We start from the raw sequence: 23,335 nt of genomic DNA on the forward strand, positions 1-23,335 counted from the left end.
CTGACCTCTCTTACGGAAACATCGATGAGCACCTTGCTGGCCCTGGACACCGCGACTGAAGCTTGCTCCGTTGCCTTGCTGCATGACGGTAAAGTCACGAGCCATTACGAGGTGATCCCGCGCCTGCATGCGCAGAAGCTGTTGCCGATGATCCAGCAATTGCTCGCCGATGCCGGGACCACTTTGCAAGCGGTCGATGCGATTGCCTTTGGCCGTGGGCCGGGCGCGTTCACCGGCGTGCGAATCGCCATTGGCGTGGTGCAGGGTCTGGCGTTTGCGCTGGATCGCCCGGTGTTGCCGGTGTCGAACCTGGCAGTGCTGGCGCAGCGGGCGTATCGCGAACACGGCGTGAGCCAGGTCGCGGCGGCCATCGATGCGCGGATGGATGAAGTGTATTGGGGTTGCTACCGTGAAACGGCGGGGGAGATGCGCCTGGTCGGCAATGAAGCCGTATTGCCGCCGGAAGTGGCAGCGTTGCCGGCCGATGCCAGCGGCGACTGGTTTGGCGCGGGCACCGGTTGGGGGTATGCCGAGCGCATCGCCGTCAGCCTGAGCGGGCAAGACGCGGGCATGTTGCCTCACGCCGAAGACTTGTTGACCCTGGCGCGGTTTGCCTGGGAACGCGGTGAAGCGATTGTGGCGGATGAGGCGCAGCCGGTTTATCTGCGGGACAAGGTGGCGACGCCGAAAGCGCGTTGATTCTCTGGACCGAGGCGGTCCCTTCGCGAGCAAGCCCGCTCCCACAGGGTCCACGCATACCATGTGGGAGCGGGCTTGCTCGCGAAAGCGGTATAAGCAACACAGCCAATCGTCGTTTTATCCCCCCGCTTTTAAACCTTTTCGCATTTCTGTGCTCTAGTTATCACCAAGCGGTTTGCGTAGTGGGTTATGCGCCACTAGACTGCCATCATCGATACCGAGCATGACTTTATGCGTATAGACGGCCTTTCCTCTCAGTCCTACCCCATCAAGCGCAAGCCTCGCAAAGGGCATGTGGTTGAGGACGAATCCGTCGATATCGAGGGCGAGCTGGAGTTTCCTTCCGAAGAGCAAATGGCTTCACGCGCCGCCAAAGCCTCCGCGCAGCGCCTGAGCAATCTCCCCGCGCGTCAACAAGACATGATTTACCACCGCGCCATGAGCAAAAGTGTCGCGATGGCCCTGGCCAGCTACCTCAGCACTGCCGGTCTTGTCGATTGGGATTCGGATGTGATGGGGCTCGACCTGTACATCTGATGCGGCTGCCTTACTACCTCGGCTGCCCGTCCTGGAGCGAAAACGCCTGGCGCGATTATCTCTATCCGCAAGACGCGAAACCCGCCGATTTTCTCAATCTGTATTCTCAAGTATTCAACGCCGTGGAAGGTAACACGACCTTCTACGCGAGCCCGGCTGCCAGCACCGTGCAGCGCTGGGCCGAGACCATGCCCGAACACTTTCGCTTCACCGCCAAATTCCCCGGCGACATCAGCCACGGCGGTGACCTGCGTGAACAACTGACCGCCACCGACACCTTCCTGCAATTGCTCAGCCCGTTGGGCGAACGGGTGTCGCCGCTGTGGCTGCAACTGTCGAAAAGCTTCACGCCGCAACGATTGCATGAGCTGGCGGGTTTTATCGACGCGGTGGATCGGCCTCTGGCCATCGAAGTGCGTCATGACGATTTCTTCGCCAAGGGCGATGCCGAGCGCTCGCTCAATCGCCTGTTGCTGGATCGCGGAGTCGAACGCATCTGCCTCGATCCGCGCGCGCTGTTCAGTTGCACGTCGACCGATCCGTCGGTGCTCCACGCCCAATCGAAGAAACCCCGGGTTCCGCCGCGTCCGGCGGCGTTCACTCAGTTCCCGCAAGTGCGCTTCATCGGCCATCCGCAACTGGAAGCCAACGATCCGTTCCTGGTGCCCTGGGTCGAGAAAATCGCCCTGTGGATCGAAGAGGGTCGCACGCCCTATATTTTCCTGCACACCGCCGACAACCTGCTGGCCGCCAAACTCGCGCAACGTTTCCACGCGAAACTGATGCTGCGTTTGCCTGGCCTGCCGCCGCTGCCTGAGCTATACAGAGAGCCCGCCGCCGAGCAACTTGGCCTGCTCTGAGGCGGATTCCCTGCCTTTTTCAGGAGCCTGCCAATGGATGCGCAAACCCTTCGAGCCCAGGCGTTCAAAGCACTGCATGAACGCGACGGCGCTTTTGTCATTCCCAACCCGTGGGACGCCGGCTCGGCGAAAATGCTCGCCAGCCTTGGCTTCGAGGCGCTGGCGACCACAAGTGCCGGTTATGCCTTTTCCAACGCACGCCCCGATGGCGCATTGACGCTGGACGATACCCTGGCGAACGTTCGGGCGATTGTCGCGGCCACGGACCTGCCGGTGGCGGTCGATCTGGAAAACGGATTTGCCGATGATCCCGTCGAATGCGCCCAAAGCATCCTCCGAGCCGCTGCAGAAGGCGCCGTCGGCGGTTCGATCGAAGATGCCACAGGGCGCGCAGACGCTCCGATCTACTGCTTCGACCATGCGGTTGCCCGGATCGAAGCCGCCGTCGCCGCGGCGCGCAGTTTGCCATTCCCCTTCACGCTGACGGCCCGGGCCGAAAATTTCCTGCATGGCAATCCCGATCTGGACGACACGATTCGCCGCTTGCAAGCGTTCGCCGAAGCGGGCGCCGACGTGTTGTACGCGCCGGGTCTGCGCAGCGCTGAAGACGTTTTGGCGGTGGTCCGCGCCGTGGCACCCAAACCGGTGAACGTGTTGATGTCTGGCGGGCTCAAACTGACGGTCGAGCAGTTGAGCGAAATGGGCGTCAAACGCATCAGTGTCGGTTCGGCACTGGCCCTGGCGGCGTATGGCGAATTCTTCCGTGCGGCCGAAGAAATCAAGACCGCGGGCACCTTCAGCTTTACGTCGCGGTCGATGCCGTACGCGCAGGCCAATCAATTGTTCAAAGGCTGACAATGCGGTTTTCGCGGGTGCTGCTGGTGTTGGTGCTGATGGTCGGTGTGGCGGGCGTGAGCGTCTGGCGCGGCTGGATCTCTCTGCCGCCGCAGTGGAATCCTTGGGCGCCGCTGGACGTCAAGGCCGAACCGAACCTGTTGACCCGCTACAAACTGATGCGCCTGCGTGACGATCCGCAATTGTGCGAGCAAGCGCTGGGCAGTTCCGGATTGCGCGTATCTCATCAGGCCGACAGCCCTGACGCAAAGTGCCCGTTAAACGACACCTTGCGCGTGCAGGGCGGCGACGTCGCGTTGAGCAGCAGCTTCCTCGCCAGTTGCCGCCTGGCGGTGTCGTTTGCCCTGTTCGAGCGCCACGCATTGCAACCTGCGGCGCAGGCGGTCTATGGGCAAGCGGTCATCCGTGTCGACCATTTGGGGAGCTTTGCCTGTCGCAACGTCTACGGTCGCGAAAATGGCAGGCGCAGCCAGCATGCCACGGCGAATGCGCTGGATATCGCCGGTTTTCGCCTGGCCGACGGTCGATCGATCAGCGTGCTCAAGGAGTGGTCGAAGGATAATCAGGACGCACGGTTTTTACGCCAGGTCCGCGACGGCGCCTGCGACGTGTTCAGTGTGGTGTTGAGCCCGGACTACAACGCCGCCCATCGCAATCATTTTCACGTGGATGTCGGGCCGTGGTGGGTGTGTCGCTGATGGCTTGTTATTGAAGGTCAGGCGGCGATGCGCAGGTTCTGCAGAACGATCGGGCGCGCCCAGCCGATGTCGAAATCGAAGTTTTTCTGTTGTTCCGCGAGCTCTTCGGCCGGGAACGGCGGGAAGGGTTTGTCCAGCAGGTCCATTTCGAATTCGGCGATCGGCAGGTGCAATGGACGCGGTTGTGGTGCCGGACCGGCTTCTGGCACGGGTTGACCCGCAGTCAGCACGATCGGGCGAACCCAGCCACTTTCGAAGTTCTGCTGCTTTTGCTGAGCAGCGATTTCTTCCGCTGGGAACGGTGGGAACGGTTTGTCGGCCAGGTCCATTTCGAACTCGGCAATTGGCAAGAACAGCGGCTCGGGTGGCTTGACCGCAGTTTCCTGCACATTGCATTCACGCTGGGAAACGATGTGCGCCAGCAGCTCGCTGCCAATCGTAGGTTCGACCGGGCTTTCGAGATCGACTGGTGGAAAATCGAGAGAAGCCGGCACGACATCGCCCGACTGATCGGCCAGGGCCTGGGCAAAGAAATCCTGCCACAGGTGACTGACGCCGCTCAGTGCTTGGGAATTTCGCAGGCCAAAATCGCCGTGGGGCGAGATGTAACCTATCGATGTGCGTTGAATGCCTGACATTTCTCTCGGTCGACGCTCAGCTCTGGCAAAATGCTCGTTAGTTTTGTTATCGGCCGTTTTTGCCGATCATTAATTTTTTGAGCGTGTTTTCCCATGATTGAGCAACCGGCGGCTTGCCGCATCCATGTCGAGGCCTTGGGCACGGCTTTTCAGCCACAGGCCGAGCAGTGGGCAGAGCGTCTGGGCCTGCCTTTGCAGGTTGATGACGGCGAATTCGCCTTGCAGGTGGGTGAACAGGGTTTGCAACTGCAACAGCTCGGCCCGGACGCGCCGGGGCCGGTGCGGGTGGACTTCGTCGAGGGTGGCGCGGCTCATCGTCGGTTGTTCGGCGGTGGCACGGGGCAGATGATTGCCAAGGCTGTTGGCATCGCGCAAGGCGTGCGTCCGTGTGTGCTGGACGCCACGGCGGGGCTGGGCAAGGACGCATTTGTGCTGGCAAGCCTGGGCTGCGAGATGAGCCTGATCGAACGTCAGCCGCTGATCGGTGCGTTGCTTGAGGATGGCTTGGCGCGGGCTGCGGAAGATTTCGACGTGGCGTCGATTGTGGCGCGCATGCGTTTGCTCAAGGGCAACTCGATCGAGGTCATGCGCAACTGGGAAGGCGAGCCGCCGCAGGTGATCTACCTCGACCCGATGTTTCCCCACCGTGAGAAAACCGCGCTGGTGAAGAAGGAAATGCGCCTGTTCCGGCCGTTGGTGGGGGATGACCCGGATGCGCCGGCATTGCTGGAGGCTGCGTTGGCGTTGGCCAGCCATCGGGTGGTGGTGAAGCGTCCGCGCAAGGCGCCGTGTATTGCGGGGCCGAAGCCGAGTCATGCGCTGGACGGGAAATCCAGTCGGTATGACATATATCCGAAGAAAGCGCTCAAGCCTTAAGACCGTGTCGCTCCCTTCGCGAGCAAGCCCGCTCCCACAGAGGATCTTTGGTGCTGCCTAGATCCAGTGTGGGAGCGGGCTTGCTCGCGAAGGCGCCAGACCAGACAACCAAGACCTGTCAGGCTGTCTCTGGCCGATAAGCCCGCATAAACAACCCAACCACTTCCCACACATGTTCCTCGGCCGCATCCCCGGTCAACGGCTCACCACACCCATACAACAACCGAAAATTCCCCGCGCCCTTGAGCAGGCAAAAGAAATGCTCCGCCGCGTTACGGGGCTTGTCGATGCTCAACGCACCGCTCTGATCAACCTTGCTCAGCAACCGCTCCATGCCGTGCAGCATGCGCTCCGGTCCGGCCTCGAAGAAGATCTGCGAGAGCTTCGGGTCCTGGCTGCCCAGCGTCATCATCAACCGATGCAGGTTCACCGATTCATCGCTATTGATCAGGTGATGAAAACCGCGCGCGATGTTCAACAGCACTGTTTCCACTGAAACGCCGTCGGGCAATTCGAAAAACAGCGTAGGCAATTGTTCTTCACACTTGGCGACGACGGCGGCGGAGAACAGCGTCTCCTTGTCGTTGAAATGGCTGTAGACGGTCAGCTTCGACACACCAGCCTCGGCCGCGACGGCGTCCATGCTGGTGCTCGCATAACCATTGCTCAGAAACAGGATTTTCGCCGCATCGAGGATTGCCTGGCGCTTGACCAGATCCTTGGGGCGGCCCGGACCATTGGGTGCTGAAAGATTGTTCGCCATATTCGTTTTTAATACTGGACTGGTGAGTTTGCTATTAATACCATACTGGCCAGTATAATTATTCCAAGCACCATTAGCGAAAGGTCCTTCACCATGTTCCGCTATGCCTTGCCCCTCGCATTGCCAGTCAGTCTGGCGTTTTTATTGTCTGCGTGTGGTCACGAGGAGGCGCCGCAAGTCACCGTTCGACCGGCCCTGGTTGTGCAGCCAGAGCCTTCGGCCCAGGCGATGGAAAGCTATCCCGGTGAAGTCCGTGCTCGCTACGAGCCGGACCTGGCCTTTCGCATTGGCGGCAAAGTCAGCCGACGACTGGTCGAAGAAGGGCAGCGGGTCAAGGCTGACCAGCCTTTGGCGGAGCTCGATCCCCAGGACGTGCGCCTGCAACTGGAAGCTACCCGCGCCCAGGTCGCGGCTGCCGAAGCCAATCTCAATCTCGTACGCGCCGAGCGTGACCGCTACAAGACCCTGATGGATCGTCAGATGGTCAGCCGTTCCCAGTACGACAATTCCGAAAACCTCTACAGATCCGGTGAAGCGCGCCTGAAGCAGATCAAGGCCGAATTCAACGTCTCCACCAATCAGGCCAGCTATGCGGTGCTGCGCGCGCCTCAGGACGGCGTAGTGGCCAAACGCGCGGTGGAAGTCGGGCAAGTCGTGGCCGCCGGTCAAACCGTGTTTACCCTCGCCACCGATGGCGAGCGTGAAGTGTTGATCAGCCTGCCGGAGCAGAGCTTCGGTCGTTTCAAGGTCGGGCAGCCGGTGTCAGTTGAACTGTGGACCCAACCCGATCAACGGTTCACCGGGCGCATCCGTGAGCTGTCACCTGCCGCCGATCCAAAGTCTCGCACCTTCGCCGCCCGCATTGCGTTCACCGCCGGCAAAGTCCCGGCCGAACTCGGCCAGAGCGCCCGGGTGTTCATCCAGACTGCCGATGTGGTGTCGCTGTCGGTGCCGCTGTCGGCGCTCACCGCGGAAAACGGGGCCACCTACGTTTGGATCCTTGGCGCCAACAACACCCTGAAAAAAGCCCCGGTGCGGGTCGGTGCGTTCGGCGAGAAAACCGTGCCGGTGCTCGAAGGCCTGAACGCCAGTGACTGGGTGGTGGCGGCCGGTGTCCATGTGCTTCATGACGGGCAGCAAGTGCGCCCGGTGGATCGCTCCAACCGCGTGGTCAATCTGGCGGACAAGGAGTAATCCCCGATGGGTTTCAATCTTTCCGAATGGGCGCTGCGTAATCGCCAGATCGTACTGTTCCTGATGCTGTTGCTGGCGATCGTCGGTGCGCTTTCCTACACCAAGCTCGGCCAGAGCGAAGATCCGCCGTTCACCTTCAAGGCCATGGTCATCCGCACCAACTGGCCGGGGGCCACCGCCGAGGAAGTGTCGCGCCAGGTCAGCGAGCGCATCGAAAAGAAACTGATGGAAACTGGCGAGTACGAGCGCATCGTCTCGTTCTCACGACCGGGCGAATCCCAGGTGACGTTCGTTGCGCGTGACTCCATGCACTCGGTGGAGATTCCGGATCTCTGGTATCAGGTTCGCAAGAAGGTCAGCGATATTCGTCAAACCTTGCCACCGGGTATTCAGGGGCCTTTTTTTAACGATGAATTCGGCACAACGTTCGGCAATATCTATGCGCTGACCGGCGACGGTTTTGATTACGCAGTGCTCAAGGACTACGCCGACCGCATCCAGATCCAGCTGCAACGGGTCAAGGATGTGGGCAAGGTCGACCTGCTCGGGTTGCAGGACGAGAAGATCTGGATCGAACTCTCCAACGTCAAACTCGCCACCCTCGGCTTGCCGTTGACGGCCGTGCAACAGGCGCTTGAAGAGCAGAACGCGAAGTCCACGGCGGGCTTCTTTGAAACCACCAGCGAGCGATTGCAGCTACGGGTTTCGGGGAATTTTCAGACGGTTGAAGAGATCAAGAACTTCCCGATCCGGGTCGGTGATCGTACGTTCCGTATCTCCGATGTCGCGAACGTCCGTCGCGGTTTCAACGATCCTCCGGCGCCACGCATGCGCTTCATGGCGCAAGACGCCATCGGCCTGGCCGTGGCCATGAAGGACGGTGGCAACATTCTGGAACTCGGCAAGGCGCTGGAAATCGACTTCGCCCGAATCCAGAAAAACCTCCCGGCGGGCATGCAGCTGCGCAAGGTCTCCGATCAGCCGGCCGCGGTGAAAACCAGCGTGGGTGAATTCGTTCAGGTGTTGGTGGAAGCGCTGGCAATTGTGTTGCTGGTGAGCTTCTTCTCCCTCGGCGTGCGCACCGGCATGGTGGTCGCGCTGGCCATTCCGCTGGTGTTGGCGATGACCTTCGCCAGCATGTATTACTTCGGCATCGGCCTGCACAAGATTTCCCTCGGCGCACTGGTGCTGGCGCTGGGTTTGCTGGTGGACGACGCGATCATCGCCGTGGAAATGATGGCGATCAAAATGGAGCAGGGCTTCGACCGGATCAAGGCGGCCAGTTATGCCTGGACCAGCACCGCGTTCCCGATGCTCACCGGTACGCTGATCACCGCTGCCGGTTTCCTGCCGATTGCCACTGCGCAATCGGGGACTGGCGAATACACCCGTTCGATTTTTCAGGTAGTGACCATCGCACTGCTGGCATCGTGGGTTGCGGCCGTGGTTTTCGTGCCGTTCCTGGGGGAAAAACTCCTGCCGGATCTGGCGAAAATTCATGCCGCCAAGCACGGCACTGGCCAGCCTGACCCGTACGCCACGCCTTTTTATGAACGTGTGCGACGTCTGGTGGAGTGGTGCGTGCGCTGGCGCAAGACGGTGATCGCGCTGACGGTGGTGTTGTTCATCGCCTCCATCGTGTTGTTCCGCTTTGTGCCGCAGCAATTCTTTCCGGCCTCCGGGCGACTGGAATTGATGGTCGATCTGAAACTGGCCGAAGGTGCTTCGCTGAGCAACACCGCCGACGAGGTCAAAAGGCTTGAGAGCTTGTTGAAGGATCACGCCGGCATCGACAGTTACGTGGCCTACGTCGGCACCGGTTCGCCGCGCTTTTACCTGCCGCTGGATCAGCAACTGCCTGCCGCAAGCTTCGCTCAGTTCGTCGTCCTGGCCAAGACCATCGAGGACCGCGAACCCTTGCGTGGGTGGCTGATCGAAACCCTCAACGAACAATTCCCGGCCCTGCGTTCACGGGTGACGCGCCTGGAAAACGGTCCGCCGGTTGGTTATCCGGTGCAGTTCCGGGTCACCGGCGAGCACATCGAGGAAGTCCGCGCCCTGGCCCGCAAAGTGGCGGCCAAGGTTCGCGAAAATCCCCATGTGGCCAACGTTCACCTGGACTGGGAAGAGCCGAGCAAAGTGGTGTACCTGAACGTCGATCAGGACCGCGCCCGAGCGCTTGGGGTGAGCACGGCGAACCTGTCGAAGTTTCTGCAAAGCTCTCTCACCGGGGCCAGCGTCAGCCAGTACCGCGAGGACAACGAGTTGATCGAAATCCTCCTGCGCGGCACCTTGCATGAACGCACTGAACTGTCGTTGCTGCCAAGCCTGGCGGTGCCGACCGACAACGGTCGCAGCGTAGCGCTGTCGCAAATCGCAACGCTGGAATACGGTTTCGAAGAAGGCATCATCTGGCACCGCAACCGCTTGCCGAACGTGACGGTCCGCGCCGACATCTACGGCAAGGAACAACCGGCGACGCTGGTGCAGCAGATCATGCCGACGCTCGATCCGATCCGCGCGGAACTGCCCGACGGTTACTTGCTGGACGTCGGCGGCACCGTGGAAGATTCCGCCCGTGGGCAGAACTCGGTAAAGGCCGGTGTGCCGCTGTTCATTGTCGTGGTGCTGACGTTGCTGATGCTGCAACTGCGCAGTTTCTCACGCACGGTGATGGTGTTTCTGACCGCGCCTTTGGGATTGATCGGCGTGACCCTGTTCCTGATGGTCTTCCGCCAGCCGTTTGGTTTTGTGGCCATGCTCGGGACCATCGCGCTGTCCGGGATGATCATGCGTAACTCGGTGATTCTGGTGGACCAGATCGAGCAGGACATCGCGGCCGGGCTCAAACCCTGGCAGGCGATCATCGAGGCCACGGTGCGTCGTTTCCGGCCGATCGTGCTGACCGCGCTCGCCGCCGTATTAGCGATGATCCCGCTGTCACGCAGCGTGTTCTTCGGGCCGATGGCGGTGGCGATCATGGGTGGGTTGATTGTGGCGACGGCGTTGACGTTGCTGTTTTTGCCGGCGCTGTATGCGGCGTGGTTCCGCATCAAAAAAGAACCCGCCTGACTCCCTGTAGGAGCGAGCTCGCTCGCGATGGTCGTTAACGATAACGCGTGCTGTCTGGATCCACTCGTTGCCCAGACGTTTTTCGCGAGCAAGCTCGCTCCGACAGGTATTTCAGAAACCTCTGATATTGAGTCAGAGGGACCTGAATGCTGTACTCAAGCCTCAGTTTCATGAGGTTTTGAGACAGCAATAATGAAAAAGCCACCGATGCTGAAGGGGCGGACCGATCCGGTGTTCGACCTGTTGGGGAAGTCACCCCACAAAGAGCGCCTTTCGGATTACCTCGCCCTGCTCAAGCCGCTGGACGATCAGGGACGCTATCGTCCCTTCGATGAGTTGCGTTATCGCTGGGCGCCAGGGCTGGATCCGCACCTGTGCTGGGCGCTGGTGAAAAAAGCGCGTAGAGCGCAGTACTCAAGTGTTTTGCCACTGGGCGAGCCACTTCAGTGGGGCAACTTCCTGCTAACGCCGGTGGCGCAGAAAGCGATCTCCGCCGTCGATCGACAAGCGACTACGGCCGCGCTGGAGTTCATGACCAGTCAGATCGGCGAGCACGCGCACTTCAGTTATCTGCTAAACGATCTGATCGAAGACGAAGCGATCAGCAGTAGTCAGCTCGAAGGCGCGGCGACCACAACGCGGGTGGCCAAGGACATGCTCAAGCGCAAACGCCTGCCGCGCACGCCGGATGAGCGAAACCTGCGCGCAGTCAGCGGTTTCACCCAAACCTGTCGGAACCATTGTGGGAGCGGGCTTGCTCGCGAAAGCGGTGAGTCAGTCTAGATTGATGTCGACTGACCCACCGCTTTCGCGAGTTCAAGCCCGCTCCCACAGGGTTTTGTGATGAGGCTTAGAGCGTGCCGAAAACCTTTTTCGCCAGGCTGGTCGCTGCAGCCGCAGGATTCTGGCGGATGGTTTCTTCCTGTTTGCCGATCATTTCGAACAAGCCGTTCAGTGCCTGCTCGGTCACGTAGCTTTCGATGTTGGCATTTTTTGTATCGATCACGCCCATGGTCGCGGCTTGTCCGGCGAAGGAGTTGTACTGCTTGGCCAGGCCAACCTGGTCGGTGGCTTGCTTGACGATCGGCAGGAACTTGGCGCGGATCTGTTCGCGGCTGGTTTTGTTCAGGTATTGGGTGGCCGAATCGTTGCCGCCGCTGAGGATGCCCTTGGCGTCTTCAACGGACATTTTTTTCACCGCGTCCACGAGAATGGGCTGGGCCTGGGTCACAGCGGTTTCCGCCGCTTTGTTCATGCTGGCTTCCAGTTGATCGACCTGGTCGCCCATGCCGAACTGTTTCATTTTGCTGGCGACCTTGCCCAATTTGCCCGGCAGTTTGATTTTCACGTCCGGGTTGTTGCTGAATCCGCCCGGTGTGCCGAGTTGTTTCACGGCCAGTTGCGCGCCTTGGGTCAGGGCATCCTTGAGGCCGCCGGTGGCGTCTTTTTGCGACAGGTCGCTGAGCGACAGCGCCATGGCGCTGGCGGAAATCATCAAGCCTGCGCAGAGGCCGGCGAAGCGAAGGGTAGGGCGGAACATGGCGGCTTCCTTGTTCGGAAAAAAGTGAGCAAAAAGAGAATTAGCGGACAGCGTCGACGCGGATCTTCAGTGGCTGCGGATCACTGCCATCCAGTTGCACGGCGTGGTGTTCGGTGGTGGTGAACATCAGTTTGCCATTCACCTCGATTCGCGCGCTAACCGAGTAACGGTGGCCCGGTTTGACCTGCGCCGGATCGTAACTCAGATGGATCTCCAATCTAATGTGGGAGCGGGCTTGCTCGCGAAAGCGGTTTAACATTCAACATCTCTGTCGTCTGGCACACCGCTTTCGCGAGCAAGCCCGCTCCCACAGGTTTTGCGTTAGTTCTCGGGCTGGATGGCAGCCAGATCCGCCGCATCTTCGCTGCGATGCAACGCCACCTGCCGGATCGACAGGCGAATCTCAGCCGGCAATACGCGTTTGGCCGCGCCTTCGGCCAGTTCGCCGAGCAGTTCGTGATAGCTCAACTTGCCGGCTTCGTCGCGCTTGAGCACGTCGAGATCGAGCAGGGTCTGGATGAAGTGGCGGAACAGGCTCTTGTCGAAAAACTCCGGGGCGTTCAGGCCATGCAGGATCGACAGGCGCTGGGCCATTACCGTGCACAGGTCCTCCAGTTCTTCGGCGCTGATGCTGTTCTGGCCGCTGTTGAGCAGCAGGGAAACGGTCATATAGAAGCGCTGCAAGGTCTGGGCAATGCTTTTCGACAGCAGTGTCAGCAGCACGAAATGCCGCGAGCTCGGCGCCGGACGTAGATAGACGTCGTTCTCGAAACGCAGCAGGCCTTGCTCGACGAACGCTTCAAGCCATTGATCGATTACCGCATCCAGTTCGTCCAGCGACCAGCGTATGAACAGCTCCGATTGCAGGTACGGATACAGCGCGCGGGCGTAGCGCAGGATCTGCTCGCGGTTCATGCGCGAGGCGCTCTGGAAGAAACTCGCGAGCAACGCCGGCAACGCGAAAATGTGCAGCACGTTGTTGCGGTAGTAGGTCATCAGGACGGCGTTTTGCTCGTCCAGGAACAGAATCTTGCCGAGCGCATCACTCTGTTCGGACAGCAGATCCATGTCCTTCACATGCTCGATGAGCGCGCGCCCGTCACCTTCCGGCAGCGTGGTGTGCGGCGAGTACGGGACTTTGCGCAGCAACGCCAGGTACAGATCCAGCACCCGCGCCATGGCGCGATCGTCCAGCGCCAAACGACTGGTGGACAGCAATGCCAACGCCACCAGATTGACCGGGTTGATCGCCGCCGCTTCGTTCAGGTGCTGCGCGACTTTCTCGCCGAGGCGGTTGGTGGTTTCGTTGAGCCACGCCGGTTTGAACTGCGGACCGAGTTCCTGTTGGCGCCAGTCCGGCTGTTCGCTGTCGAGGAATTCGGCCAGTTTGATCGGCTCGCCGAAGTTCACCGCCACCTGGCCGAAACGCTGCTTCAGGGCGCCGATGACTTTGAAGATGTCGAAGATCGATTCTTTCTTCTTGCTCGCGCCACGCAATTCGCCAAGGTAAGTCCGGCCTTCCAGCACGCGCTCGTAACCGATGTACACCGGGATGAAGACGATCGGCATGCGCGACGAACGCAGGAAGCTGCGCAGGGTAATCGCGAGCATCCCGGTTTTCGGTTGCAGCATGCGCCCGGTGCGCGAGCGGCCGCCCTCGACGAAGTACTCGACCGGGAAACCTTTGGTGAACAGGGTGTGCAGGTATTCGTTGAACACCGAGGTGTACAGCGGATTGCCCTTGAAGGTGCGGCGCATGAAGAACGCGCCGCCACGACGCAGCAGGCCGCCGATCCCCGGCATGTTGAGATTGATCCCGGCGGCGATGTGCGGCGGAGTCAGGCCGTTGCGAAACAGCAGATAGGACAGTAGCAGGTAGTCTATGTGGCTGCGGTGGCAGGGTACGTAAATCACTTCGTAACCCGGGGCGACCTTCTGCACGCCTTCGATGTTGTTGACCTTTATACCGTCGTAGATCTTGTTCCAGAACCAGCTCAGCACCACTTCCATAAAGCGGATCGCGGTGTAGGTGTAGTCCGAGGCGATCTCGTTGCCGTAACGCAGGGCCTGGGTCTTGGCTTTCTCCGGAGAAATGTTTTCGCGCTCGGCTTCGTCGAGAATGGCCTGCTTGACCAGCGGTTGATTGAGCAGGCCTTTGACCAGGTTGCGGCGGTGGGAAATGTCCGGGCCGATCACCGCGGCTTTGAGGTTGCGGAAGTGCACCCGCAGGATCCGCTGGGCCATGCGCACGGTGCGTTCGTGACCCTTGTTGTGCTCGATCAGTTCACGCAGGTGGATCGGCGCGGAGAACTGCACGCGGGTCTTGCGCCCCAGCACGATGATGCTCAGCAAGCGGCGCAGACGTCCGGTAACGGCCCAGCTGTCGGCGAACAACAGCTTCCACGGGCTCGATTCGCTGTCCGGCGACTGGCCCCAGAACACGCTGACCGGAATGATCTGCGCGTCTTCGGCAGCGTTCTGGCTCAGGGCGCTGACCAGGCGAGTCAGGGTCGGCGGCGCACCGCGTTTGTCCTGACGGCCGAGCCAGTCGGGCTCCGGTGTCAGGTAGAAGAACGCGGCGGGTTCCAGCAGGTTACCCACTGACACTGGCAGTACCGGGCGAGGCAGGCCGGCTTTGCTGCACTCGGTGTCGACCACGGCGAGGTCTGTCAGCGAAGGATTTTGCAGGACGTAGAACACCGGACGACTGCGGTCGAGGTTGAGAGTGAACGACGACTGGTTGATTGTCTCCGAGCGAACCCAGAGATAAAGCAGTCGGCGCAGGGTGCCAAACACAAGACGGCGGAACGGGGAACGGGTCATACGGCATCTGCATGAGTGAATAAAACCGAGCAAATGCTCGGGCGGTCGATAGTGTGCCGGATTCGTCGAAAATCGGCAAAAAAGCGGCTAAGTAAAGTTGAGTTGAGAGTTTTCACGTCTGTCATATACTCGGCGAGTTGCACTGGCCATATAGTGGCACCTGCCAGTGCAAGCAATGTTCCCGAGGCTTTCCTGCGAAAAGTCTGATCAATAATAAAAAAGGAGTATGAACAGATGGCAACACGTGAAACCGGCAACGTGAAGTGGTTCAACGACGCCAAGGGCTACGGCTTTATTCAGCGCGCGGACGGGGTGGATGTGTTTGTGCACTACCGCGCGATTCGCGGTGAAGGGCATCGTTCACTGACTGAAGGTCAGCAGGTCGAGTACGCGGTCGTGACCGGCGAAAAGGGTTTGCAGGCTGAGGATGTGGTGGGCTTGTAAACCCACTCTCCAGACCACCCAAAACAATTGTGGGAGCGGGCTTGCTCGCGAAGGCGGTGTGTCAGTCAAAATTATGTCGACTGACACACCGCCTTCGCGAGCAAGCCCGCTCCCACATTTGATTTGTGTACAGACTTTAAGCGGTTTTCCAGGTGATCTCTTCTTCACCATCGGCGCTGATGCGCATCCAGCGATCAGCCGTCTCTTCGCCTTCTTCCTCGACCCAGCTCCCCGGTGCGCAACGCACTTCGACGTTCAGCGCGGCAAACGCGGCGCGGGCGCAGGCGATGTCGTCTTCCCACGGGGTTTGATCACTTTCCAGGTACAGGCTGTTCCATTTGCCGACGGCTTTCGGCAGCCAGGTCACCGGCACATTGCCGGCCTTGCACTTGTAGGTCTGGCCTTTCTGAACCCAGTCGGTGCACGGGCCTAAAGCTTCGGCGAGCCAGGTCGCAACAGCCTTGTAGTCGACGTCGGCGTCTTTCAGGTAAATCTCGATATCGGGTTGGCGCATGGATGTCCTCACTGCGGGTCTGAAAAATCCATTCGCGGATTTAGCCGGACTCAAGCCGTTGCTCAAGACCAAAAAATTAAGATTGCTCTCTAACTACTACTGCAGTACGAAATAATCGTAGCGCATCGAAACAGTGACCTCGAACGGCTCGGCCTGTTCGATGACCGCCGCCCGGCGTTCGGCACTGGCGCGCCAGCCGTGTGGCGTCATGGCCAACAGGTTGGCGCGATCCTGACCACTTGAAAGCGTCAGTTTGAACTCCAGTGTTTCGCTGTGTTGCAGCGCCATGCCTTCCGGCACCAACGCCAGATGCTTGTCGTCGGTGTACTCACGCACTTCATCGTACAGCCGTTCGCGCAATTCCATCAGATGGCCGCTGGTCGGCCCGACTTTCATCAAGCCGCCGCCGGGGCTGAGCAAGCGTTTGGCTTCTTCCCAGTCCAGCGGGCTGAAGACGCTGGCGAGAAACTGGCAGCTACCCGAGGCCAACGGCACCCGCGCCATGCTGGCGATCAACCAGGTCAGCTGCGGATTGCGCTTGCAGGCGCGTTTGACGGCTTCCCGGGAGATGTCCAGCGCGTAACCGTCTGCGTTCGGCAATGCCTCGGCGATTTGCGCGGTGTAGTAACCCTCGCCACAACCGATGTCGAGCCAGCGCTGCGGCGCGTATTGCGCTGCCAGTTCCGCCAGGCGCTTGGCCACCGGCGCGTAATGGCCGGCGTTCAAGAAGTCGCGACGGGCTTCGACCATCGCCAGGTTATCCCCAGGGTCGCGGCTGTTCTTGTGCTGCACCGGCAACAGGTTCAGGTAACCCTGGCGCGCGCGGTCGAAACGATGCCCGGCGGGGCAGGCCACGCCGTTGTCCACCGCATTCAGCGGTTCGCTGCAGATCGGGCAGGCGAGCATCAGGCGAGCAACTTGATCAGGGTCTGGTAGTAGATTTCGGTCAGCACATCGAGGTCGGCGGCCAGTACGCGCTCGTTGACCTGGTGAATCGTCGCGTTGACCGGGCCCAGCTCGACCACTTGCGTGCCCATGGTTGCAATGAAGCGACCGTCGGAGGTGCCGCCGCTGGTGGAGGCTTTGGTTTCGCGACCGGTGATGTCCTTGATGCTCGACGCGACGGCGTCCAGCAACGCGCCCGGTTCGGTGAGGAACGGCAGACCGGACAGCGCCCAGTCGATGTGCCAGTCCAGGCCGTGCTTGTCGAGGATGTCGGCCACACGTTTTTGCAGACCTTCGACGGTGGATTCGGTGGAGAAGCGGAAGTTGAACACCGCCACCAGATCACCCGGAATCACGTTGGTCGCGCCAGTGCCGGAATTCACGTTGGAAATCTGGAAACTGGTCGGCGGGAAGAAATCGTTGCCATGGTCCCAGTGCTCGGCGGCCAGTTCGGCCAGCGCCGGGGCAGCGAGGTGGATCGGGTTCTTGGCGAGGTGCGGATAGGCCACGTGACCTTGCACACCGTGCACGGTCAGTTTGGCGCCGAGGGAACCGCGACGGCCGTTCTTGACCACATCACCCACCAGCGTGGTGCTCGACGGTTCGCCGACGATGCACCAGTCCAGACGTTCCTTGCGGGCGGCGAGACGTTCGATCACAGCCTTGGTGCCGTGGTGCGCCGGGCCTTCTTCGTCGCTGGTGATCAGGAAAGCGACTTTGCCCTTGTGATCCGGGTAGTCGGCGACGAAGCGTTCGGCGGCTACGGTCATGGAGGCGAGGCTGCCTTTCATGTCCGCCGCGCCACGACCGCAGAGCATGCCGTGTTCGTCGATCAGCGCGTTGAACGGGTCGATCTGCCAGGCCGTCACCGGACCGGTCGGGACCACGTCGGTGTGACCGGCGAAGCACAGTACCGGACCGTCGTGTTTGCCGTGGGTCGCCCAGAAGTTATCCACATCTTCGATGCGCATCGGTTCCAGTGTGAAACCGGCATCGCCCAGGCGCTGCATCATCTGCTTCTGGCAATCGGCATCGACCGGCGTCACGGACGGACGGCGGATCAGGTCGATGGCGAGTTGGAGGGTCGGCGAAAGGTCGGCGTGGGCCGTCATGGAAAACTCCGAAAAAACTTGAATATGGGCGCGGACCAAATGTGGGAGCGGGCTTGCTCGCGAATGCGGTGTGTCAGCCAACATATATGTTGATTGTTACACCGCATTCGCGAGCAAGCCCGCTCCCACAGGTTTTGAGTGCGGTCAGTAAGACCGTATATCACGCCAAGCCCCGCAAAATGGCGGTTATCTTAAAGCAAAACGGCGGCCACTGGCCGCCGTTTAGTGCATCTGCAAAGATTTAGACTGCCGGTGCCGTTTCGGCCTCGACGGCCGGTTTCGGCAGCGAGGACAGGAACGCCATGATCAGCGCCGCCAGGTACGGCAGCGACTGTACCAGCAACATGATCACCCAGAAGCGCATGTCGTTGCTCGGCAGCCCGTTCACCAGGAAGATCCCCAGCGCGGCGCCCCACAACAGCAGCATGATGAACACCTCCTCACGCGCCTCCGAAATCGCCACCCAGAAGCCGTGGTTATCGGCGTTTTTCGGTGTGCGGAAAAACGGAATGCTGCTGGTGAAGAAACCGTACAGCACCGCTTTGGCGATGGTGTGCGACAACGCCAGCCCGGCCAGTGCGGCGCAGAACGCGTCCTTCAGGTTCACGCCAACGGCGCGACGATAGAGGAAGATGATCTTGCCGACCTTGAACACGAACAGCGCCAACGGCGGAATCGCGAAAATCAGCAACGGTGGATCGACCCGCTGCGGCACGATGATCATCGCCGACGACCACAACAGCGCGCCAACGGTGAAGAAGATGTTCATGCCATCCGCGACCCACGGCAACCAGCCCGCGAGGAAGTGGTAACGCTGGCCACGGGTCAGCTCGGTGTCCTTGCCGCGCAGCAAACTGGCGGTGTGACGCTTGATGATCTGAATCGCCCCGTAAGCCCAGCGGAAACGCTGTTTCTTGAAGTCGATAAAGGTATCGGGCATCAGGCCCTTGCCGTAGCTGGTGTGGTAATACGCCGCCGACAGACCTTTCTCGAACACCCGCAGACCCAGTTCGGCGTCTTCACAGATGCACCAGTCGGCCCAGCCCAGTTCCTCGAGCACCGATCGGCGGGTCATGGTCATGGTGCCGTGCTGGATGATCGCGTCGCGGTCATTCCGGGTCACCATGCCGATGTGGAAGAAACCTTTGTATTCCGCGTAGCAGAGCTTCTTGAAGGTGCTTTCGTTTTGATCGCGATAATCTTGCGGCGACTGCACCACAGCGATTTTCGGATCGGCGAAGTGCGGCACCATGTGCTTGAGCCAGTTCGGGTCGACGCAGTAATCCGAGTCGATCACCGCAATCACTTCGGCATCCTTGGCGGTGTGCGGAATCAGGTAATTCAGCGCGCCGCCCTTGAAACCGGCCAGCGGTGCGACGTGGAAGAACTTGAAGCGCGGGCCGAGGGTTGCGCAGTAATCGCGCACCGGTTCCCAGACCGCCGGGTCCTTGGTGTTGTTGTCGATGATCAGGACTTCGAAGTCCGGATAGTCGAGGTTGGCCAGGGCGTTGAGGGTCTGTTTGACCATCTCCGGCGGCTCGTTGTAGCAAGGCACGTGAATCGACACTTTCGGCCTGTAGTCCGAATCGCCCACCACCGGCAGGAATTCACGCCGGCGTTTGTGGGTCCAGACCGCTTCGGCCAGTTCATGCGCCTCGGTCAGCAGAACGATAAACACCCCGAGCGCGCCGAGGGCGAGCAGGAAGCCCACCGTCAGGCTGAACCAGGTGCTGTATTGCAAGCTGTAGTCATAACCGATCCACACCAGTACCGATCCGCAAAGGAAGGCGATAAAGGTCAGGAAGGTACGGCCGCGTTGACGCAGGGCAGAGCCGTCGATCATCAGCAGGGTCAGCGACAACAAGGCCAACACCACCGAACCGACAGCCAGCACGCGCCATTGCGGAATGGCGACGACCGGGCCGTCGAAGTTGAATTTTTGCAGGCGCGCAGCGTTGAACACACCCCAATAGGCGCCCACCGAACCTTCGTCACTGGCCTTCCACGGCTGGTCAAACGCTTCGATCACGAAGTAGTTGAAGCCCTGACGGTTGAGCTTGTTGACCAGTGTGCGCAAGTAAATTGCCTGGTCCGCCGGCGATGCATCGGCACCGCCGCGCATACGGCCGTTGCTCGGCCAGCCGACTTCCGACAGCAGCAGCGGTTTTTTCGGGAACATTTTTTTCAGATCGCGGGCGCGGTCGAGTACGAACTGGCCGGACTGTTCCATCGGAACATGTTCCCAGTACGGCAGGACGTGAGCAGCGATCAGGTCGACGTGCTTGGCCAGGCTCGGGTTTTCTTCCCAGACGTGCCATTGTTCGGACGTGGTCACCGGCACTTTCACCGCCGCACGGACGCGATCCAGAATGATGCTGAGTTCCGCGGCGGTAATTTCCTTACGGAAGATCGCCTCGTTACCTACCACCACGCGAACCACACTGCGCGAGGTGTTGGCGATTTCTATGGCGCGGGTGATCTCGCGCTCGTTGCGCTCCTCATCCGGGCTGATCCAGATCCCGAGAGTGACCCGCAGTCCGTATTCTTCCGCCAGTTTGGGAATGTTCTCCAGCGTCCCGTCGACCGAGTAGGTACGGATGTTGTCCGTCAGCTTGCTCATGATCTCCAGATCGCGACGCATTTCATCGTCGGTCGGGTACTGCTCTTTCTGCGGGTACTGGCCTTGCTGGAATGGCGAGTACGAGAAGCCGGAGATTTGTTCAGGCCAGTTGGGGGCGGTGACCGGGCGATTGATCAGAGCCCAGAAGCCGGTAAACAAGGCAGCGATGGCGAGCACCACGACCAGGTTGAGTCCAAATTTACGCGATGACATGGTTATTTCGGGTTCCAAAGGCTGTGGAACGAAGGAAACGGGTGGCTGCTGCCCGGGGCGCGCATCCTACACCTGGCTTTCCCTGACCGTACAGCGAACAGGGAAATGCCCGACTTTGGGCAATCCAAGTCGATATAAGTTCTTTCGTTAGAGCTCACAGGGCAAATCTTCGTTCGATGTCGTTTCCTCAAGGCTGGAAAGTCGTCCATTCATAGCGCAAAGATGTTCTTGGCCGCCGACGGCCCTATAATGCGCGCCGGTTTTTGGGGTAATGGTCATGAGTACAGAAGATCCGCGGTTTGCAGGCATCGCCCGTTTGTATGGCATCGAAGGCCTTGAGCGCTTGCGCGCGGCCCACGTGGCGATCGTCGGCGTCGGTGGCGTCGGTTCATGGGCGGCTGAAGCCATCGCCCGGTGTGGTGTCGGCGAGATTTCGCTGTTTGACCTCGACGACGTTTGCGTCAGCAACGCCAACCGTCAGTTGCATGCGCTGGACAGCACCGTCGGCAAACCCAAGGTCGAAGTGATGGCCGAGCGCCTGCGCGGGATCAACCCGGATTGCACGGTGCACGCGGTGGCGGATTTCGTCACCCGCGAAACCATGTCCGAGTACATCACGCCGAACATCGACTGCGTGATCGACTGCATCGACAGCGTAAATGCCAAAGCCGCGCTGATCGCCTGGTGCAAACGCCGCAAGATCCAGATCATCACCACCGGCGGGGCGGGTGGGCAAATTGATCCGACGCTGATTCAGGTGTGCGACTTGAACCGGACCTTCAACGACCCGTTGGCCTCGAAGGTGCGTTCGACCCTGCGCCGCGACTACAACTTCTCCCGCACCGTGACCCGTCATTACAGCGTGCCGTGTGTGTTTTCCACCGAGCAGCTGCGTTATCCGAAGCCGGATGGCAGCATTTGCCTGCAGAAGAGTTTTGTCGGGGATGGCGTGAAACTGGACTGCGCAGGCGGGTTTGGTGCGGTGATGATGGTGACGGCGACGTTTGGCATGGTCGCGGCGACCAAGGCTGTGGATAAGATTGTGGCGGGTGTTCGGCGGCCGGCGGATCGGGTTAAACCTGAGGTTTGATGGGTGTGGCTGATGGCCCCTTCGCGAGCAAGCCCGCTCCCACAGGGGCACGCATTCCAATGTGGGAGCGGGCTTGCTCGCGAAGGCGATTAACCCGCCAACTCATTCATTCGCTGCAGCACGGCATTCAAGCCATTACTGCGCGATGGGGAGAGCTGCCGTGATAGACCTAGCTGATCAAACCACTCCGGCAAATCCACCAGCTGCAACTCAACCGCCGACAACCCGTTAACCCGCGCCAGTAACAACGCCACCAACCCGCGAATCAATCGCGCATCGCTGCTCGCGGCAAACTGCCAGTGACCGTCCTGTAGCGAGCCCACCAACCACACCTGACTTTCACAGCCATGCACGCGGTTGGCGTCGACCTTGTCCACATCGCTCAACGCCGGCAGACGGTCGCCCCATTGCATCAGCAGCCGCGCCCGTTGTTCCCAGCCAGCGGCAGCCTGAAAGGTTTCGAGCGCCGTGACGGCATCTGCCGGGAGGTTCATCGCAACAACTCCAGCGCCTGATCCAGCGCTTCAAAGAACCGCTCCAGATCTTCGGAATCGTTATACAGTGCCAACGACACCCGAATCGCCCCGGCCAGTTCAAAGTTTTTCAGCAATGGCATGGCGCAGTGATGACCGGCGCGCACCGCAATTCCCTGTTCTGTCAGCAAATGCGCCAGATCAGAGTTATGCACACCCTCGACGACAAAACTCGCCAGCGCCAGTTGCGGTTTGCCCAGCAGCCGGATGCCGTTGCGTGCCTCAAGACCTTTCAACAAATAGTCGTGCAACGCCGCTTCATGGGCCGAAACCGCGTCCTGATCGAGGCTAGCGAGGTAATCCAGCGTCGCCCCAAGACCAATCACGCTGGAAATCGGCGGCGTGCCCGCTTCGAATCCCAACGGCGCCGGGCGAAAGCGTGCGTGCTGGTAATCCGCATCCAGCACCATTTCGCCGCCGAATTGCCAATGGCGCAGTTGCTTGAGCGCTTCATGGCGCCCGAACAACACGCCCAAACCGTCGGGACCGTAGAGCTTGTGGCTGGAAAATACATAAAAGTCGCAACCCAGCGCCTGCACGTCATGCCGGCCATGGACCACGCCTTGAGCGCCATCGACCACGGTCAACGCGCCGTGTGCCTTGGCCATCGCCAGCAAGGCGGGCAGCGGCTGCCAGGCACCGAGCACGTTGGACAGCTGACTGACCGCCAGCAAGCGAGTCCGCGGGCCGATCATCGACGCGGCGGCATCGAGGTCGATCAAACCGTCAATATCCAGCGGCAGGATCACCAGTTTCAAACCGCGACGGTGGGCCAGTTGCTGCCACGGCAGCAGGTTGGCGTGATGCTCCAGGGCGCTGATGACAATTTCGTCGCCCGGATTGAACAGGTGCTCCAGACCATAGGCCAGGAGGTTCAGCGCGGAGGTGGCGCCGTGGGTAAAGATGATCTGTCCGCATTCGCCGGCATTCAGCCAATGGGCGACTTTGCTGCGGCTGGCCTCGAACGCCTGGGTGGCGTGAGCGCCGGGCAGGTGTTGCGCCCGATGCACGTTGGCCGCGCCATTGGCGTAGTAATGCGCCAGGGCATCCAGCAGGGCTTGAGGTTTTTGCGTGGTGGCGGCGTTGTCCAGATAGGTCTGGTCTTGCCGTTGCAGCGCGGCGATGGCCGGAAAATCGGCGCGCCAGGGAGAGGGAATCATCATGCTATCGGGCCCTGGTGAACATGGGCGAGGTGTACGCCTGACCTGATGGTCGGGTCTACGTCGGACCTGTAGGAGCGAAGCTTGCTCGCGAAGGGGCCCTTGAGGCTGCCAAAAACTTCGCGGGCAAGCCTCGCTCCTACAAGGTT

20 protein-coding genes and 2 pseudogenes are annotated in these 23,335 nt (G+C 60.4%); 11 read left to right on the forward strand and 11 right to left on the reverse strand.

The window, feature by feature from the left end; translation table 11 throughout:
- Positions 1-24: 24 nt before the first annotated feature.
- The 5 genes from tsaB to ACA073_RS05525 all read left to right on the forward strand — a co-directional run bounded on the left by tsaB (position 25) and on the right by ACA073_RS05525 (position 3,649).
- Positions 25-699, forward strand: a complete 675-nt coding sequence (gene tsaB, locus ACA073_RS05505) for a tRNA (adenosine(37)-N6)-threonylcarbamoyltransferase complex dimerization subunit type 1 TsaB (protein ID WP_192228483.1) — start codon at positions 25-27, stop codon at positions 697-699.
- Positions 700-930: 231 nt separating this feature from the next.
- The gene (locus tag ACA073_RS05510) at positions 931-1,236 is read left to right on the forward strand and encodes a hypothetical protein (RefSeq protein ID WP_497402203.1); all 306 of its coding nucleotides are present in this window, start codon (positions 931-933) and stop codon (positions 1,234-1,236) included.
- Positions 1,236-2,096, forward strand: coding sequence for a DUF72 domain-containing protein (locus ACA073_RS05515; protein WP_497402204.1), 861 nt, complete (start codon positions 1,236-1,238; stop codon positions 2,094-2,096). The genes ACA073_RS05510 and ACA073_RS05515 overlap by 1 nt, the downstream gene beginning before the upstream one ends.
- Positions 2,097-2,129: 33 nt before the next feature.
- Positions 2,130-2,951, forward strand: coding sequence for an isocitrate lyase/PEP mutase family protein (locus ACA073_RS05520; RefSeq protein ID WP_497402205.1), 822 nt, complete (start codon positions 2,130-2,132; stop codon positions 2,949-2,951).
- Positions 2,952-2,953: 2 nt separating this feature from the next.
- Entirely contained in the window at positions 2,954-3,649 is a 696-nt protein-coding gene (locus ACA073_RS05525) for an extensin-like domain-containing protein (protein ID WP_497402207.1), read from the forward strand.
- Between the two features lie 17 nt (positions 3,650-3,666).
- Here the strand turns inward: ACA073_RS05525 and ACA073_RS05530 are convergent, their stop codons facing one another.
- Positions 3,667-4,287, reverse strand: a complete 621-nt coding sequence (locus ACA073_RS05530) for an energy transducer TonB (protein WP_497402208.1) — start codon at positions 4,285-4,287, stop codon at positions 3,667-3,669.
- Positions 4,288-4,380: 93 nt separating this feature from the next.
- Here ACA073_RS05530 and ACA073_RS05535 point away from each other — a divergent pair, with 93 nt between their 5' ends.
- A complete protein-coding gene (locus ACA073_RS05535; protein ID WP_497402210.1) occupies positions 4,381-5,163 on the forward strand; it encodes a class I SAM-dependent methyltransferase in 783 nt (260 codons plus the stop codon).
- Between the two features lie 118 nt (positions 5,164-5,281).
- On the opposite strand, the gene ACA073_RS05540 is transcribed toward ACA073_RS05535, so the two are convergent.
- Positions 5,282-5,926 carry a TetR/AcrR family transcriptional regulator gene (locus ACA073_RS05540; RefSeq protein ID WP_497402211.1) on the reverse strand — a complete coding sequence of 215 codons (645 nt, stop codon included), beginning with the start codon at positions 5,924-5,926 and terminating at the stop codon, positions 5,282-5,284.
- Positions 5,927-6,019: 93 nt separating this feature from the next.
- Here ACA073_RS05540 and ACA073_RS05545 point away from each other — a divergent pair, with 93 nt between their 5' ends.
- The 3 genes and pseudogenes from ACA073_RS05545 to ACA073_RS05555 all read left to right on the forward strand — a co-directional run.
- On the forward strand, positions 6,020-7,120 hold the full coding sequence (locus tag ACA073_RS05545; RefSeq protein ID WP_497402212.1) for an efflux RND transporter periplasmic adaptor subunit: 1,101 nt from the start codon (positions 6,020-6,022) through the stop codon (positions 7,118-7,120).
- Positions 7,121-7,126: 6 nt separating this feature from the next.
- The gene (locus ACA073_RS05550; RefSeq protein ID WP_497402213.1) at positions 7,127-10,192 is read left to right on the forward strand and encodes an efflux RND transporter permease subunit; all 3,066 of its coding nucleotides are present in this window, start codon (positions 7,127-7,129) and stop codon (positions 10,190-10,192) included.
- A 192-nt stretch (positions 10,193-10,384) separates the two neighbouring features.
- Positions 10,385-10,888 (forward strand): annotated as a pseudogene (locus ACA073_RS05555) (Fic family protein); the annotation flags it as partial.
- Positions 10,889-11,042: 154 nt separating this feature from the next.
- Here ACA073_RS05555 and ACA073_RS05560 read toward each other — a convergent pair.
- The 3 genes and pseudogenes from ACA073_RS05560 to plsB form a co-directional block, all read right to left on the reverse strand.
- Positions 11,043-11,732: a DUF4197 domain-containing protein gene (locus ACA073_RS05560; protein ID WP_497402214.1), complete on the reverse strand. Its 690-nt coding sequence runs from the start codon at positions 11,730-11,732 to the stop codon at positions 11,043-11,045.
- Between the two features lie 40 nt (positions 11,733-11,772).
- A pseudogene (locus ACA073_RS05565) lies at positions 11,773-11,949 on the reverse strand (YbaY family lipoprotein); the annotation flags it as partial.
- Positions 11,950-12,053: 104 nt separating this feature from the next.
- Positions 12,054-14,555, reverse strand: a complete 2,502-nt coding sequence (plsB, locus tag ACA073_RS05570; protein ID WP_497402216.1) for a glycerol-3-phosphate 1-O-acyltransferase PlsB — start codon at positions 14,553-14,555, stop codon at positions 12,054-12,056.
- A 234-nt stretch (positions 14,556-14,789) separates the two neighbouring features.
- Between plsB and ACA073_RS05575 the strand changes: the two genes are divergently transcribed.
- The gene (locus ACA073_RS05575) at positions 14,790-14,999 is read left to right on the forward strand and encodes a cold-shock protein (protein ID WP_017336686.1); all 210 of its coding nucleotides are present in this window, start codon (positions 14,790-14,792) and stop codon (positions 14,997-14,999) included.
- Positions 15,000-15,135: 136 nt separating this feature from the next.
- Here the strand turns inward: ACA073_RS05575 and ACA073_RS05580 are convergent, their stop codons facing one another.
- From ACA073_RS05580 to ACA073_RS05595, 4 genes are all read right to left on the reverse strand, one after another.
- Positions 15,136-15,513: a hypothetical protein gene (locus ACA073_RS05580; protein ID WP_497402217.1), complete on the reverse strand. Its 378-nt coding sequence runs from the start codon at positions 15,511-15,513 to the stop codon at positions 15,136-15,138.
- 96 nt (positions 15,514-15,609) lie between these two features.
- A complete protein-coding gene (locus ACA073_RS05585) occupies positions 15,610-16,419 on the reverse strand; it encodes a putative RNA methyltransferase (RefSeq protein ID WP_497402219.1) in 810 nt (269 codons plus the stop codon).
- On the reverse strand, positions 16,419-17,570 hold the full coding sequence (gene dapE, locus ACA073_RS05590) for a succinyl-diaminopimelate desuccinylase (RefSeq protein ID WP_497402221.1): 1,152 nt from the start codon (positions 17,568-17,570) through the stop codon (positions 16,419-16,421). Before dapE ends, ACA073_RS05585 begins: the two co-directional genes overlap by 1 nt.
- Positions 17,571-17,811: 241 nt before the next feature.
- Complete coding sequence (locus ACA073_RS05595) at positions 17,812-20,403, reverse strand: glycosyltransferase (RefSeq protein WP_497402223.1); 2,592 nt, start codon at positions 20,401-20,403, stop codon at positions 17,812-17,814.
- A 277-nt stretch (positions 20,404-20,680) separates the two neighbouring features.
- Between ACA073_RS05595 and tcdA the strand changes: the two genes are divergently transcribed.
- Complete coding sequence (gene tcdA, locus ACA073_RS05600; RefSeq protein WP_497402225.1) at positions 20,681-21,493, forward strand: tRNA cyclic N6-threonylcarbamoyladenosine(37) synthase TcdA; 813 nt, start codon at positions 20,681-20,683, stop codon at positions 21,491-21,493.
- 89 nt (positions 21,494-21,582) lie between these two features.
- On the opposite strand, the gene ACA073_RS05605 is transcribed toward tcdA, so the two are convergent.
- Together ACA073_RS05605 and ACA073_RS05610 are read right to left on the reverse strand one after the other, a co-directional pair.
- Positions 21,583-21,987, reverse strand: coding sequence for a SufE family protein (locus ACA073_RS05605; protein ID WP_497402227.1), 405 nt, complete (start codon positions 21,985-21,987; stop codon positions 21,583-21,585).
- Positions 21,984-23,189: an aminotransferase class V-fold PLP-dependent enzyme gene (locus ACA073_RS05610; RefSeq protein WP_497402229.1), complete on the reverse strand. Its 1,206-nt coding sequence runs from the start codon at positions 23,187-23,189 to the stop codon at positions 21,984-21,986. The genes ACA073_RS05605 and ACA073_RS05610 overlap by 4 nt, the downstream gene beginning before the upstream one ends.
- Positions 23,190-23,335: the final 146 nt, after the last annotated feature.

It is taken from the genome of Pseudomonas sp. LBUM1670 (assembly GCF_059695695.1).

What these genes read in the sequence shown, in the direction of transcription:
- ACA073_RS05560 (WP_497402214.1), bottom strand. Translation starts at nt 11,732, where the DNA reads ATGTTCCGCCCTACCCTTCGCTTCGCCGGCCTCTGCGCAGGCTTGATG.
- tsaB (WP_192228483.1), top strand. Translation starts at nt 25, where the DNA reads ATGAGCACCTTGCTGGCCCTGGACACCGCGACTGAAGCTTGCTCCGTT.
- ACA073_RS05585 (WP_497402219.1), bottom strand. Translation starts at nt 16,419, where the DNA reads ATGCTCGCCTGCCCGATCTGCAGCGAACCGCTGAATGCGGTGGACAAC.
- ACA073_RS05575 (WP_017336686.1), top strand. Translation starts at nt 14,790, where the DNA reads ATGGCAACACGTGAAACCGGCAACGTGAAGTGGTTCAACGACGCCAAG.
- ACA073_RS05610 (WP_497402229.1), bottom strand. Translation starts at nt 23,189, where the DNA reads ATGATGATTCCCTCTCCCTGGCGCGCCGATTTTCCGGCCATCGCCGCG.
- ACA073_RS05540 (WP_497402211.1), bottom strand. Translation starts at nt 5,926, where the DNA reads ATGGCGAACAATCTTTCAGCACCCAATGGTCCGGGCCGCCCCAAGGAT.
- ACA073_RS05550 (WP_497402213.1), top strand. Translation starts at nt 7,127, where the DNA reads ATGGGTTTCAATCTTTCCGAATGGGCGCTGCGTAATCGCCAGATCGTA.
- ACA073_RS05535 (WP_497402210.1), top strand. Translation starts at nt 4,381, where the DNA reads ATGATTGAGCAACCGGCGGCTTGCCGCATCCATGTCGAGGCCTTGGGC.
- ACA073_RS05515 (WP_497402204.1), top strand. Translation starts at nt 1,236, where the DNA reads ATGCGGCTGCCTTACTACCTCGGCTGCCCGTCCTGGAGCGAAAACGCC.
- tcdA (WP_497402225.1), top strand. Translation starts at nt 20,681, where the DNA reads ATGAGTACAGAAGATCCGCGGTTTGCAGGCATCGCCCGTTTGTATGGC.
- ACA073_RS05525 (WP_497402207.1), top strand. Translation starts at nt 2,954, where the DNA reads ATGCGGTTTTCGCGGGTGCTGCTGGTGTTGGTGCTGATGGTCGGTGTG.
- ACA073_RS05510 (WP_497402203.1), top strand. Translation starts at nt 931, where the DNA reads ATGCGTATAGACGGCCTTTCCTCTCAGTCCTACCCCATCAAGCGCAAG.
- ACA073_RS05595 (WP_497402223.1), bottom strand. Translation starts at nt 20,403, where the DNA reads ATGTCATCGCGTAAATTTGGACTCAACCTGGTCGTGGTGCTCGCCATC.
- ACA073_RS05605 (WP_497402227.1), bottom strand. Translation starts at nt 21,987, where the DNA reads ATGAACCTCCCGGCAGATGCCGTCACGGCGCTCGAAACCTTTCAGGCT.
- dapE (WP_497402221.1), bottom strand. Translation starts at nt 17,570, where the DNA reads ATGACGGCCCACGCCGACCTTTCGCCGACCCTCCAACTCGCCATCGAC.
- ACA073_RS05520 (WP_497402205.1), top strand. Translation starts at nt 2,130, where the DNA reads ATGGATGCGCAAACCCTTCGAGCCCAGGCGTTCAAAGCACTGCATGAA.
- plsB (WP_497402216.1), bottom strand. Translation starts at nt 14,555, where the DNA reads ATGACCCGTTCCCCGTTCCGCCGTCTTGTGTTTGGCACCCTGCGCCGA.
- ACA073_RS05530 (WP_497402208.1), bottom strand. Translation starts at nt 4,287, where the DNA reads ATGTCAGGCATTCAACGCACATCGATAGGTTACATCTCGCCCCACGGC.
- ACA073_RS05580 (WP_497402217.1), bottom strand. Translation starts at nt 15,513, where the DNA reads ATGCGCCAACCCGATATCGAGATTTACCTGAAAGACGCCGACGTCGAC.
- ACA073_RS05545 (WP_497402212.1), top strand. Translation starts at nt 6,020, where the DNA reads ATGTTCCGCTATGCCTTGCCCCTCGCATTGCCAGTCAGTCTGGCGTTT.